Annotated in this window: 12 protein-coding genes; 2 read left to right on the top strand and 10 right to left on the bottom strand. The window is 31.7% G+C overall.

Features of this window, described 5'->3' with window-relative positions; all coding sequences use genetic code 11:
• Nucleotides 1–116: 116 nt before the first annotated feature.
• Together ppsA and rplJ are read right to left on the bottom strand one after the other, a co-directional pair.
• Entirely contained in the window at nt 117–2,399 is a 2,283-nt protein-coding gene (gene ppsA / locus ACJMLB_RS01665) for a phosphoenolpyruvate synthase (RefSeq protein ID WP_405323081.1), read from the bottom strand.
• A 180-nt stretch (nt 2,400–2,579) separates the two neighbouring features.
• Nucleotides 2,580–3,062: a 50S ribosomal protein L16 gene (gene rplJ / locus ACJMLB_RS01660; RefSeq protein ID WP_295605458.1), complete on the bottom strand. Its 483-nt coding sequence runs from the start codon at nt 3,060–3,062 to the stop codon at nt 2,580–2,582.
• A gap of 593 nt (nt 3,063–3,655) precedes the next feature.
• Here rplJ and ACJMLB_RS01655 point away from each other — a divergent pair.
• Together ACJMLB_RS01655 and ACJMLB_RS01650 are read left to right on the top strand one after the other, a co-directional pair.
• Nucleotides 3,656–3,901, top strand: coding sequence for a KEOPS complex subunit Pcc1 (locus ACJMLB_RS01655; RefSeq protein WP_405323078.1), 246 nt, complete (start codon nt 3,656–3,658; stop codon nt 3,899–3,901).
• Between the two features lie 193 nt (nt 3,902–4,094).
• The gene (locus ACJMLB_RS01650; RefSeq protein WP_405323076.1) at nt 4,095–5,288 is read left to right on the top strand and encodes a hypothetical protein; all 1,194 of its coding nucleotides are present in this window, start codon (nt 4,095–4,097) and stop codon (nt 5,286–5,288) included.
• 415 nt (nt 5,289–5,703) lie between these two features.
• On the opposite strand, the gene ACJMLB_RS01645 is transcribed toward ACJMLB_RS01650, so the two are convergent.
• The 8 genes from ACJMLB_RS01645 to ACJMLB_RS01610 form a co-directional block, all read right to left on the bottom strand.
• A complete protein-coding gene (locus tag ACJMLB_RS01645) occupies nt 5,704–6,438 on the bottom strand; it encodes a peptidylprolyl isomerase (protein WP_295605464.1) in 735 nt (244 codons plus the stop codon).
• A gap of 387 nt (nt 6,439–6,825) precedes the next feature.
• Nucleotides 6,826–7,968 carry a nucleotidyltransferase family protein gene (locus ACJMLB_RS01640; RefSeq protein WP_405323117.1) on the bottom strand — a complete coding sequence of 381 codons (1,143 nt, stop codon included), beginning with the start codon at nt 7,966–7,968 and terminating at the stop codon, nt 6,826–6,828.
• Nucleotides 7,969–8,009: 41 nt separating this feature from the next.
• Nucleotides 8,010–8,186 carry a hypothetical protein gene (locus ACJMLB_RS01635; RefSeq protein ID WP_405323074.1) on the bottom strand — a complete coding sequence of 59 codons (177 nt, stop codon included), beginning with the start codon at nt 8,184–8,186 and terminating at the stop codon, nt 8,010–8,012.
• A gap of 409 nt (nt 8,187–8,595) precedes the next feature.
• Nucleotides 8,596–9,846, bottom strand: coding sequence for a dihydroorotase (locus ACJMLB_RS01630; protein WP_405323072.1), 1,251 nt, complete (start codon nt 9,844–9,846; stop codon nt 8,596–8,598).
• Nucleotides 9,847–10,194: 348 nt separating this feature from the next.
• Nucleotides 10,195–11,427, bottom strand: a complete 1,233-nt coding sequence (locus ACJMLB_RS01625) for a 4Fe-4S binding protein (RefSeq protein WP_405323070.1) — start codon at nt 11,425–11,427, stop codon at nt 10,195–10,197.
• 15 nt (nt 11,428–11,442) lie between these two features.
• Nucleotides 11,443–12,870 carry a Ni/Fe hydrogenase subunit alpha gene (locus ACJMLB_RS01620; RefSeq protein ID WP_405323068.1) on the bottom strand — a complete coding sequence of 476 codons (1,428 nt, stop codon included), beginning with the start codon at nt 12,868–12,870 and terminating at the stop codon, nt 11,443–11,445.
• 1 nt (nt 12,871) lies between these two features.
• Nucleotides 12,872–13,798 carry a F420-nonreducing hydrogenase gene (locus tag ACJMLB_RS01615; RefSeq protein ID WP_295605476.1) on the bottom strand — a complete coding sequence of 309 codons (927 nt, stop codon included), beginning with the start codon at nt 13,796–13,798 and terminating at the stop codon, nt 12,872–12,874.
• 20 nt (nt 13,799–13,818) lie between these two features.
• Entirely contained in the window at nt 13,819–14,244 is a 426-nt protein-coding gene (locus ACJMLB_RS01610; protein ID WP_295605478.1) for a hydrogenase iron-sulfur subunit, read from the bottom strand.
• Between the last annotated feature and the right edge of the window lie 221 nt (nt 14,245–14,465).

Below are 14,465 nucleotides of genomic sequence, written 5' to 3'. Positions count from 1 at the left end.
ATTATATTTTTATAATATTTGAAAATAAAAAAAATAAAGAATAAATTAACTCTTTAAAATAAATAAAAAAATAAAGATTTAAAAGATTTAACTTTTAAATCAAAGTCAATTTAGAATTATAATTGTTTTCTTGCTGCATCGAGCATGATTTTCTTTTCAGCTCTTGCAACAGTTTTTCTTACTTCCTCTACTGCATCAGTATTGGAAGATACACTTGTAATTCCAAATTTAACAAGTTTTTCAACAATATGAGGTACACTACCTGCTTGACCACAGATACTGCATGTTACACCTGCTGCTGCACAATGTTTAATGGTTCTTTCAATTAAAGCCATTACTGCAGGGTGTTCTTCTCTGTAGTGTTTTGCAACAAACTCATTGTTTCTGTCTACTGCAAGAGTGTATTGGGTCAAGTCATTGGTACCAAGACTTACAAAGTCAATTCCTTCTGCAATGTACTCATCAATTAAGATTGCTGCTGCAGGAATTTCAACCATCATACCGAATTCAACATCCACTTGAGGTTCCATACCCACTTCTCTACATAATTCCTTAGCTCTTCTAAGCTCGGAAGGATGTTGTGATAATGGAATCATGATTCCAATGTTTTTGTAACCTTTATCGTGAAGCTTTTTAATTGCTTTGAATTCTGCTTTTAAGATTTCAGGTTCATCCAATTCTCTTCTGATACCTCTCCAACCTAACATTGGGTTGTGTTCTCTAGGTTCATTTTCCCCACCTTCAAGGGTGATGAACTCATCAGTAGGAGCATCAAGAGTTCTGTACCATACAGGTTTTGGATAGAATTCATCTGCTACTTTTAAAACACCTTCAGCAATTGTATCAACCAATTTGTCCTCTTCACCATCAAGGATGAATTTTCTTGGGTGAACACCAGTGGATAACATCATGTGTTCAGTTCTGAGTAATCCTACACCATCTGCACCAGTTGCTGCTGCTTTTGGAGCTGCTTCAGCCATACTTACATTAGCTTTAACTTCGGTTACAGTGATTAAAGGAGTTGCAGACACTTGAACTGCACCAGCGCTTGCTTCTTCACTTTCAGCACCTTTAATGATACCTTTGTATACTAAACCTTTTTTACCGTCAGCAGTGACTTCATCATTTTCTTTTAAGGTGGTTGTTGCATCTCCAGTACCTACTACACAAGGGATTCCTAATTCTCTTGAGATAATAGCTGCGTGACAGGTTACTCCACCTTCATCAGTTACGATACCGGTAGCTCTTTTCATAGCTGGCACCATATCAGGAGTGGTCATAGTGGTTACCATTACGTCTCCTTCTTGAACTTTATCAAGTTCATCAAGACTTAAAATAACTTTAACAGTACCTGATGCTAAACCAGGGCTTGCACCAAGACCTCTGATTAAAACTTCTAAATCCACTTCTTCCTCTTCAGATTCTTCTTTTTTAGAATCGCCTAAGGTAGTGATTGGTCTGGATTGTAATAAGAATAAGTTTCCATCATGGAATGCCCATTCAGTATCTTGAGGTTTGCCGTAATGACCTTCTACTCTTTTAGCCATTGCAACAAGCTCTAATAATTCCTCATCAGATAAGACTCTTTCTTTTCTTAAATCTTCAGGAACGTCAACTTGAATGGAGGTTCCACCTTCTTCATTAGTGAACATGGTTTTCTTGTCACTAATGGTAACATTTAAGATTTCATTTGTTTCTTTATCTACAGCATAGTTATCTGGGGTTACAGATCCGCTTACTACAGATTCACCAAGTCCCCAAGAACCTTCGATTAAAGCAATGTTTTCACCAGTTGATGGGTTTACAGTAAACATTACCCCTGCTTTATCGGAATCAACCATTTGTTGAACAACTACTGCAATGTAAACTTGAGAGTGTTCGAAGTTGTTTTCTTCCCTGTAGAAAATAGCTCTTGCTTCAAATAAGGAAGCCCAACATTTTCTTACATATTCAATTACATTATCTAATCCTTGAACGTGCAAGAAAGTATCTTGTTGACCTGCAAATGAAGCTTCAGGCAAGTCTTCAGCAGTTGCGGAAGAACGAATAGCTACATCAGCACCATCTTCTTCTCCAACTCTTTCAGATAATTGATTGTAAGCTTCAGTAATGTAAGTAGAAATTCCATCAGGGATAGGAGTTTCAATGATAATTGCTTTAATTTTTTCTGCTGCTTCTTGAAGCTCTTTAGTATTATTAATATCTACTTGGTCTAAAATATCCATAACCTTACTAAAAATTCCAGTATCTCTCATAAAATTATCATAAGTTTTAGAGGTTACAACAAATCCTGGAGGAACTGGAATACCTGCTTGGGTTAATTCACCTAAATTAGCACCTTTACCACCAGCAATACCTAAATCATCTTTACTTAAATCTTCAAATTTTTTAACGTACATTGTTCTGCTCCTTTTTAAACAATAGTCCTTAATCAATTTTCAATAATTGAATGATAATGACGTTTGGATATTAAAATAAAGTCCAAATAAATATATTTTAAGATTGTTTCTTAATTTTGAATGAAATTAAAAATAAGAATATTAAATGAAAAATTAGAGATTAATTAAAAGTCAAACGACTTATTTAACTAAATCTGCACCTTTTTCAATGACAATTCTGCAAGATACAGGCATTTTCATACCTGCTCTTTTTAAAGCGGTTTTAGCGTCTTGGAAGTTTTTAGGGTTTACATCAATAGACATAATCTTTTGATTGGTTTTTACTAAAGCTTCTACACTGATTGCTTTACCGAAAGCATTTCTCATACCGCTTTGTACCCTGTCCGCACCTGCACCAGTTGCCATAGGGTTTTCTCTTACAATGTTGTGAGGGTATACTCTTAATTTTAAGTGGTATCCTAATCTACCAGCAGATCTTTGCATGTATCTGTTAGAAGCAATACGAGCTGCTTCTAAAGCATTGTGTCTAATTTGAGCTGGTTTTTTAACTGCTAAGGATACTCTTACTGGGAAATCTTCTGATAAGTTACCCATATCATATTGAACAATTCTGTTATTTGGTATTTTTCTAATATATTCTCTTCTTGAATAAGCACGAACCATTACTAGTCCTCCATATAATCATAATTAAGAATTTATTGTGACCAAAATGACCAAAGCCACATATACAAAACTATTTCTAAATAGTGTACATTTTTGAATGCTTGATTTAATTTCTAATCTAAATATCACAAAAATTCTTTAAATTTTTTAAATCGACTGAAAAGTCGAAAAGTGATTGTTCTATCAGAACAAAGAATAATAGCTATTTTGTAAAGTATAATCCCATATTAAGAAAATATAAGCTATAATTATATTCTTATTATCATACTTTCCTATCTTAGCCATATAAAATTGAGAAAATTAATAATTGATTTAATAATTTAATATTATATATTATTAATTTATAAAGTTAGATAGAATATTACTATATATTTTTCTAAACATTAATAAATGTTACCCTATATTATATAAATTTAATAATATTATATAAAATAAAAATCAAGTCCTACAAGAATTCAGATTAAAAAATTTGATTAAAAAATTTATAATTGAAAATATAAATTAAATATATTGCAAAATACAATTATGCAAAATACAATTATATTATAATTACAAATTTAAAAATTAATTAAAAAAATTAATCAGGTAAAAAGATGAACATTAAATCAAATATTAAAATGGAATATAAAGATTCTCAATACGCTGAAATTGTCTATAAATCTCTTGAAGTTGATAACGAAGGTTTTGTTGAAGGTGTCTTGGATGAAAATTCGATAAATTTTAAAATTGAAAGTGACAAGTTAGGCAGTTTTTTAGCTACAGCCGATGATCTAATAGCATCTGAAATATTAGCTGAAGAAATAATTAAGAAAACCAACCCAAAAGATATTTTGAAATAAAAATATTAAATTAAAATATTAAAAAAAGATTTTAAAAAACTAAAAAAATATTATTGTAAATATTCTTTTAAAATTCTTTTAATAAGATAAATTTAATAATAATTAAAATCATAAATATATTACAATATATTGATATAACAACGAGTTATATTTTTTATCATAATATAAAAAAGGACAAAAATGAAGTGTTAATATGGAATGTCATAATCACCCAGATAGAGAAGCCGTGGCAAATTGTGCATTTTGCGGAAAAGCAGTTTGTCCAGAGTGTAGTATGGAAATTGGTGGAAAAATTTATTGTAAAGATTGCATAAATGAGATCATTACAAAAAGTTTTGGAGAAAAAGAAACATTAGCTAAAAAACCTGCAGCTGAAATAGAAGAGCCTGCAGACAATTTTGAACCAATAGAACCAATTACTCCAATACAATCAGAAGAACGTGAAGCTGAGGAAGAAGCTTTAAAAACAGTGGAAAAAGCTCCTGAAAACTTTGAAACTGATTATGAATATGAAACAGAATATGTTGAAACATATGAAGAAGATGGTGCTGAGGATAGCTATTACGAAAATCCTGACCCTATTCCTGAACCTGAACCAGAATATAGGGAAAGGGAAAGAAAACTCAAAGCAAAAGCTAAATCAAGCCAACCTCCTATTGAACCAATCCATACTGGAGACATAGATGAGGATTATTATTATGAACCACGTCCTAGTGAAACTCCAAGTAATGAACTTGAAGCAAAATATGAAAGATATTTAGATGATTTATATTATGATGAAGAAGAGGACATAGTTCCTCAAGAACTAATTGATGAAGTTGAAGAAGAACCTCCTAGGTCTAGAGCTCCTAAAGGAAAAAGAAGAAGGAAGAAACAAGCTAAAAAAGAACGTGCAGCATATGATGAAGCACCTAGAAGACAAAGACCTAGAAATTATCCAAGTGATGATGGGGAATATTACATTAACCCTAGAGATGAATACGAGGAAGACTTTATAGTTCCATCACATAACAGAAGAAGAGCTCCTCAAAGAGATGCTGAAAGTTATGAAGAGCTTAAAAGAAGAATTGAAAGAAACTATGAAATGGAACAGCAAAGCAAGAAAAGAGGTCGCTTCAGAAGATCTAAAAAATCAAAATACGATTATGATGACTATGATGAACTAGAGAATATCCAAGAGATGCACAGATATCCTGTAGAGGAAGAAAGTGAAAAACTTTCAATAGTTGAAATCCTCCTTGCAATCATCTTAATCATTTTAATAATATTACTTGTCTTATATGTAATTTACTTATTTAGATTAAGTGGAGATTACTCTGGTTTCATAGAAGCACTTAGGGGATTAGTTCAAAATCCTGGCGAATTCATTACTAATGTATTGAATTAATTAAAATAATAGAGAAAATTATTTCTCTATCTTTTCTTTTTTTAACACTTCAATTATTTTTTTTATTTAAATCATATTTTTATTTAATTATTTTTTAATTTAATTTTCTTTTTTTAGTTATTTTACTAATTAAAACAAAACTTATTTTTTACTTAAAATTAGTTCTACCAAAATTATTTCACTTAAACTAATTAATACTGATCTTTTTAAAAAGTTTTATTAAATATAGGAAAAATTAGATTGGAATTTAAGTAATAAAAAAATAATAAAAGTAAAAAATCTATCGTAAAACTATAAAAAAAGGATAAAAAGCTATAAAAAGTGTTAAAAAAAGTGATTAAAAATAGAAAAAAGTAAGTGAAATATAAAAAAGAAAATAAAAAAAGTAAAAAGTAAAAAGAAATAATTAAAATAATTATTCTTCTGCTTCTTCTTCAGCAGGTTCTTCTACTTTTTTCTCGAATTCATCTACGAATTCAACTTTTTCATAATCCATATTGTCCCAAATGTCTTTGGAAATTCTGAATCTAGCAAAAGTTACATCCATGTATGATTTTTGATCGAATCTGGTGATTTCATCTAATTTGATACTTACTTTGTCACCATCGATTTTGATTTCAGTTTTGTCTAAGTCCATGTTAGGGTAGGAGTAGTGTAACTCAATCATACTTTTGATTTTTTCTTCATCATCTTCAATAACTTCAACTACAGAAACATCATATTCTAAGTTTTTACCAGCTAATTCATGGTTGAAGTCCACTTTAACTCTTCCACCGTTTACAGAAATGATTTTACCAGTACCTGCATCTGCAGTGATTTTCATACCTCTAACAGGAGTCATACCTTGTTTTTTGAATTCTTTCATTGGTATTAATTGAATGAAATTAGGGTTTCTTTGACCAAAACCATTTTCAGGAGTTACAGATACATGAACAGCATCTCCAGCTTCAGTTCCAATAATAGCATCATCAATAGCTTTTAATAAATGATTTCCTCCAACAATAATTGGGATTGGACCGTAAACTTTATTTTCTACTAAAATACCTGCTTCTTCAGCGATATCTTCGGAAGTAGTATCAAATACTTCATCAGTTTCCTTAATTTTTCCAGTGAAATTTAATCTTACAAAATCTCCTTCTTTAATTGCCATAAATAATTCTCCTATAATCTTTATTGAGAAAACAAATTACATTATTAAATATTAGGAATATGTCTTTACTTTCACAGCATACTCAAGTTCAATAATTAAATGTAATTAATAATAAAATTGAATAGTAAATTTAATAATTTAATATCAATATAAAATATCCAGCTAATTAAAATAAATTTTTTAATTAATCAAATATTCATTATATATTTTTATTAAGTGATATTATATAATGTTTACTAATTTAATAATAAAAATTAGAAAAAATAGATAAAAATTTATTTGAAATATTTTATAAAAAATTAAAAAAATAATTAAAAAAAAATAATTAAAAAAAAATAATTAAAAAAATAGATACTTAAGAATTAGAAAAGATTAAAAATTAGATAATTAATCAGACACTATATTCTTTACAAATTTATTGCCATTTTCAAATACTTTTTCTTTAAATTCTTCCAAAACGGCTTCATTTTTATAATTTAAGACACGTACAGTGCTAGGATAATCATTAATATATTCTGAAATCATATCTGCATTGATTCTTGTTTCCAAAATGCTTAACACCCGATTTTTAAAATGGCTGCTGAAACCATAGAATATGGAATCTTCAATTTCAGCAATTGATTCAAACGGTTTTTCCTCACGCTTCTCAACTAACTCATTAGCCAATTTTTCGTTAAAGAAATTCAATTTAAGCAAATCTTCAAATGATAAATTGTTTGCAGAATCAATAATGGACTCTTCAACTCTTAAATCATGCAATGGAGCCCTATCCTCATTGATTTCCCTTTCTAAAATCCTTAGTGTTTCACTTGGCAACATTGATTTTACTGAGTCTAAATTATTCTCTGAACAAGCCTTACGAATCAAAGTTCCACTTACGCCTTCAATACGTGGAACAAAAATGAATTTGTCCTTAAAATCAAATCCTATCTTTTTCAATGATTTGGAAAATGAAACTATAACATAATTGTCCTCTTCCAACTTTCCATTATAGATCACTTCTTTTGTATCCATATCAACGATTTTATAAGGTTTTGGAGCTACTCCGTGACCCAAAGAAATTCTCTCCAATATCTTTTCATAACCATCAAAAGGCCTGTAACCCCTTGGAATAAAATCAGTGTTTAATGCTTGAAACATTTTTGTTAAGCATAACGAGTATTGGCCAGATCCCATAATTCCCATAGGTGGTCCTTCAACAACAATATCTGCACCTACAGCAACAGCAATTTCAGCCCTTGTTTTCCTATGTAAAATGTAAGGCAATCCCCTACCGCTTCTCTCAAACAAACCTGGAACAACAGCTACAAATAAACCATCAGGAATTTTTTCCTTTGCTGTTTTCATACAATGAAAATGACCATTATGAAGAGGAGAATACTCAGTAAAATCTGAAATTAAAGGTCTTGAATTAGAGGATTTATTTGAAGCTTCCTCATCAGAAACTAATTGGGAATATTTCTTTGAGTTTTCAAAATCCTTGAAAAAGGTTTTTCTATCATTCTCTTGAATCTCTTTTATAAAATCTATTGAAGGCATAATATATTATATAATGATTTAAATTTATAAAACTATTCAAAATCCTCATCCATATTTTTATCAATCCATAAATTAACTGCTTCTTCCATAGCCTTACTGTACCATTTAGGCTCAAATCTAAACTTCTGAGAGGCCATTTTTCTAAACTTGTAATCTAAATTTTTATCAATAACAATAGTAACTCTTTTTTCGTCACTTTTAGATGCCATATAATCACAACTGATGAATTTTTTACTTATTTTTAAACTCATTTTTTTAACTCATTTTTTAACTCATGAATCTGTTTACTATATGTAACTATTTATAAAAAAACATTCTTAAATCGATGTTTTTTGCAATTACTATAATATATAGTTTTTATTAATAAAAAGATTTTCTATAAAGCTTTTAAATTAGAAAATAAGAATTGTGACTAATAATTGACTCAAAATTGTAGCAATTTAACAAATTTGAATCAATGTTAAAATTAACAAAAAACAGCAAATTTGAAATTAAAAAAATAAAATAAAAAAGTAAAATAAAAAATAGGAAATTAAAAAAAAGTTATAAAAAAGTGAATTAAAATCAAAAAAGAGTTAAAAAAATAAAATAGAAAATGAAATAATCAAATTAGAATAATTAAATTAAAACATCATTTTCCATAACCACTTCCCCATTGACTATTGTCATAGTTGCTTTACCTTTATAGGAAAGCCCATCAAATGGAGAATATTCTGCTTTTGTATAGAAATTATCTATGTCAAAGATTCCTTCTTTATTCAAGTCAATGACTACCAAATCTGCATCATATCCTTCTTTAATAAAACCTTTATTTTCAAGATTGAACCTTTTAGCAGCATTTTCTGAAAAAATCTTTGGAATTAAACTTAAATCTATATTTGATTTATTGACTTCAGTCAACAATAAGGACAAAACAGTTTCTAAAGAAGGGATTCCTGGACTTGAATCCCAAACCCCCTTGGTTTTCTCTTCCAAACTGTGAGGGGCATGATCTGTACCTATCATTGAATGTTCATTTAGATCATTGATTGTGACGTTTTTGCCTTTCTCCCTTAAAGGTGGATTGGTTTTTATAAGTGTTCCAAATTCATTGAATGCTGTATTATCATACAATAAATGATGGGGAGTGAATTCATAACTGACATTATTGGAAATAGCCAAGTTCATTGCATTTTTAGTGCTTAAATGACAAATGTGTAAATCCACACCATATTTTTTAGAAAGTTCAATAGCTTGAGCTACTGATGCATCTTCAGATTCGGCAGGTCTGCCGTAACTATATGCAATAGCTTCACTCTCTTCAGCTAGCTTTTTAGTGGATTCCAATACAATATCTCTCTTTTCAGCATGAACTGTTACAATTGGCTTTTTAATTGCATTTTCTCCTAATTTAGAAATATCTTCAAATATTTTATCTAAATCTTCATCAGTTTCCAAATCCATAAAGACTTTAAAGGACATTGGATTCAATTCAAGAATTTTTTCCATTTCATCAAGTGAAGAATATCCCGCATGAAGCCCAAAATTAATTATAGACTTAGATTCTGCAATCTTCTGCTTTTCCTTAAAAGCTTTATAGGTATTGGTTTTTGGAACAGTGTTCGGCATATCCATGACAAATGTAAACCCACCATGAGCAGCAGCCATGGATCCTGTTTTGAAATCTTCCTTATATGTCAATCCAGGGTCCCTAAAATGGACATGAGGGTCAATAAGCCCCGGTAATACTAACTGTCCATTAAGGTCGATTTCCTTATCGCCTTCAATTGAAGATTTTGATATCTTAGCTATTTTACCATCCTCAATAGCTAAATACATACAATCAGAATAATCCAATAATTTAAGATTTTTTAAAACTAAATCAAACATAAAATCACGAGTATTTTTTAAACAATTTTAATTTAAAACAATTTTCTGTAATGATAAAAATTTTTAATTAACCAATTATAATGTTATAACTAATTTTTAATAAATTTTCTAATTAATTATTTTAATAAATTTTCTAATTAATTTTTTAATTAATTTCTAATTAATTTAATATTTAATTTAATATTTAATAAATTTGATTAAAATTAGCAAAAAGAATTTTAGTTAGAAAATGAGACTGAAATAAGAACTAGTAAAAAAAGTAAATAAAAAAAAGGCACTTAACCCAATTGTTAAGTGCCTTTATACCTAAATATTTAGGTTTAATTTTGTTTTGTGTTTAGAGCCTACCTATTTTAAGGTTAAGGATTCAGGAGTACACTTTTCGAGACATTGTTCACAGAGAGTACAGAATCCAGCAATAGGTAAGTTAACTTTGTATGCTTTGTGTAACATATCATATGGACATGCGTCAATACATTCTCCACATTCGTCACATTTAGATGGGTTGAAGATAATTCTATCTCTAGATACTACTTCACCATCAATTTCTTTGTCTACATAGTCTAAGATTAATGCGTCGTTAGGACATACGTTAGCACATGCACCACATCTTACACACATGGTGAAAGATTGTTCGCCCATATCTTTCTGACGGGAAGGTACTTCCATTCCTCTTTTGGTAACTACTTTTATAGCTTCAGTAGGACATTTTAAAGCACAACCACCATCAAAGAGACATTTTTCTTCGTCCCAACAGATACCTTCGCTAGCACTGAATTTGGATGCACCATATTCAACATCTAAGTCAATTGCATCTACAGGACATACATTTACACAAAGACCACATGCAGCACATGCTTCTGGAAGATCTACAGTCAAGTCAGATTTAGGAGTGATGAAACTTCCAGGACAAATGTCAACACAGGAATTACAACCGATACATGCTTCAGCGTCTAAAGTGAATGATTTCATGTTTTTAGTACGTTTAGCAGGGTTTGCATTTTCTGCGATGAAAATTGCGTTCCATGGACAGGATTGTGAACATACACCACATTGGATACATTTTTCTTCATCTACTTCGATAGGTTCTCCGTAAGCAGATAAGGTGATTGCATCAACAGGACATTCAGCTACACATACGCCACATCCTTTACAATCATCGATGTATACAGGTCCTTCTGGTTCAATTACTCTGCTTGCAGGTTCTTTTACTCCAGGAACTCCGATAACGTCTACAGGACAAATGTCAACACATTTTTGACACATTACACAGAATCCTTTGAGGAGTTGAGAATCTTCTGCATCTAATTTAAGAGTTTTGGAAGGACATGCGTCTACACAATCTCCACATTCATCACATTTGGTTTTGTTAAAGATTAATCTAACTTGAGTGTTTCCTTCTTCATCAATAGCTATGTCTTCTACTTGTAAAGCACCGTTAGGACAGACTTCTGCACATTTAGGTTCTTCGTTACAAGTATCACAGTAAACGATGTGATCGCCTACTTCAATAGCTGCTGTAGGACAAACGCCTTCACATGCTCCACATTTAATACAGCTATTTTCATTGAATACTATCATTTTAACACTCCAAAGTTAGATTTTTTTAATCATATTTCCTTCACTGTCATATACTTCTACAGTAGCTAATCTCATTTGGCTATCCATAGTGTGGGTAGCACAAGATAAACATGGGTCGTGAGCTCTGATAACCATTTCCATTAAGTTGAAAATTTTGTCATCTACTTCTACACCAGGTTTGATGTAATCTTTAGCTACTTGTTGAATACCCATTTCCATTGCAGGGTTGTTTTGGATAGTTGCTACAATGATGTTTGCTTGGGTGATTAAACCTTCATCATCAGTTGTGTAGTGGTGGATTAAAGTACCACGAGCAGCTTCTACAATACCTGCACCTTCACCAGCAGTTCTTTCTAATGCTTCTGGGAATTTGTCACCAGATAAGTCACCTTCTAATGCATCTACAGCCATTTCAGCAGAAGCTAATAATTCGATTAATCTTGCCCAGTGGAATAATAATGGGTATTGTGCGTAACCGAATTTGTCTCTGAAGTCTTCTAAAGCACCTTGTGCTAAAGGAGCTGCATCAGGCATTTTGTCACAAACGTTAATACGGGATAATGGTGCTACTCTGTAAATACCTTCTGGGTATCCTAATTCTTTAATGTAAGGGAATTTTAACCAGGAGTAAGGTTTTACGTGTTCAGCAACAATATCTTTGTATTCAAGGTTTCTGTATTCAGTGTAGATAGAACCATCTTTGTCTTTTATTCTTACTTTACCGTTGTATACGTCCCAGTCACCATCTTCAGTTACGAGACCGCAGTGACGGGTGTCACCGAAGTAACCTAAGGTTTTGACTAAGTCAATTTTTTCTTCTAAGATAGGTACAGCTAATTCAATGGTTGCTTGTGCTAATTCTACGTTTTCTTTAGCTTTTGCTAATAAGTCAGCTTGAGTTTCTTCATCTAATTCAGTGGAAATACCACCAGGGGTAGAGGAAGTTGGGTGAATTGGACGACCACCAGTTGCAGATACGATATCTAAACCGTTTCTTCTGATTTTAATAGCTTGTAAAGCTACTTCAGGCATATCTTGGATAATTTGGAAAACGTTTCTAGTTTTTCTGGTTCCGTCAGGAACTACTAAATCCGGTGCTGCTAAGAAGTAGAAGTGGAGAGCGTGAGAGTGCATGTAAGATCCCCAGTTCATTAATTCTCTCATTTTGTAAGCAGCAGGTAAGATTTCGTCATCTTTAAATCCATAGATTTGGTCAACAGCTTTAGCAGCTGCTAAGTGGTGTTGTACATCACAAATACCACAGATTCTAGGTACGATACGAGGTACTTCCTCAGCTGGACGTCCTTGTAAGAATTTTTCGAATCCTCTAAATTCCATAACATGTAATCTAGTGTCTTCTACATTTCCTGCTTCGTCAAGGTGTACAGTAATTTTTGCGTGACCTTCAATACGAGTTACAGGTTCCATAGTAAGTTTTACCATATTATTTTCCTCCTTTTTGCATTTTAGCAGGGACTAAAGCAGCTGGTAAAGTGTAAGTGTAGAAAGTACCTACAATATCATCTAATTGGTCAGCTACTTGTTCAGGGTCTACGGTTTTATCTTCGTTAATACCGTAGTCAGATGCAATCGCAGAAATCATTTTTGCACCTGCATCGTTTACTTTAGCGGTAGGTCCGTAACAACCTCTACATGGGATAGCAATACTTGGGCATTGTGCACCACATAAGGATACGGTTGCAGGTCCCATACATACTAAACCTTGAGCAATTAAACATAAATCATCTTCTGGTTTACCAACTTCAAATTGTCTTTTAATGAAGTCCATAGCGAGTCCAGCAGGTGGTTTTTCTCTAGGACATACTTCACAAAGGTTAGTGGTTGGTAATTCGATAGTTCCTCCGTTTAATAAGGTAAGAATAGCTTCAGCTACTACGTCAGATTTTGGAGGGCAACCAGGAATCATTAAGTCAACTTGAATTGCTTCGCCTAATGGTCTTACTCTGCTTTCTAAGGTTGGTACATCTTCGTTAGGAATGATTCCTTCTGGGTTTACAGTACTGCAAGAGTTAATGTAACCTTCAGTAGTTAATTCTTCAACAGTGTGTAAGTTACCGAGACCAGGGATACCACCGTAAGCAGCACAAGTACCGTATGCAATAACGAGGCCAGCTTTTTCTCTTAACATTTCTGCTAATTCTCTGTTTTCTTCGTTTCTAATTCCACCTTCTACAATGAGTACGTCTAATTCAGGTACTTCATCATATTTAGTATCACATAATACTGGTGAGAATTCGAATTGTGCTAATTCTAAAACATCTAATAAAGATTCGTGAAAGTCCGCAATGGATAAGTGACAACCGGAACAACCTCCGAGCCACATAGTTCCTACTTTAGCTTTATCTGCCATAAATAATCCTCCATTTAAATTTATCCTTCAGCATCTAATTGTGCTTTTAATGGGGAAGGTCCTAAATCTTTAATTCTGTTTACCATCATTTTTACAGAACTAGCGAATTTTTCTCCTTCAGAAGCAGAAATCCAGTCGTGGTGGACTCTTTCTCTTCCGATTCCCATATCTTCGACTAATTTATAAACTAATCTCATTCTTCTGTCAAGTTTATAGTTACCTGCATCGTAGTGGCAGTCACCCATGTGGCATCCTGCTACGAATACACCATCAGCACCGTCTCTAAATGCTTTTAAAATAAACTGAGGGTCAATTCTTCCAGAACACATTACTCTAATAACACGAATGTTAGGTGGGTATTGCATTCTTGCAGTACCTGCAGTATCTGCTCCACCATAGGAACACCAGTTACAACAAAACATTACAATTTTTACATCTTCAGACATAGAGTTTATCCTCCTCTATTAAAATTTTAGTTTATAGTCCTAAAAAAAATTTAATTTTATCTAAGACTCATCCAACTATTTCAATCCAATAAACATTGAACCATATTATCAAATCAAAACTAATACAATTCAACTCATTTAATACCGATTGAAAATATTAAACTTTATTAAAATTGAAATAATTGAGATATTCAACCTAAATAGTTTTCACTATTTTTAAT

This window comes from Methanobrevibacter sp. (assembly GCF_045114555.1).
Taxonomy (GTDB): domain Archaea; phylum Methanobacteriota; class Methanobacteria; order Methanobacteriales; family Methanobacteriaceae; genus Methanobrevibacter.
The sequence above is the reverse complement of the archived record's forward strand: the minus strand, read 5'-3'. Positions and strand labels throughout refer to the sequence as shown.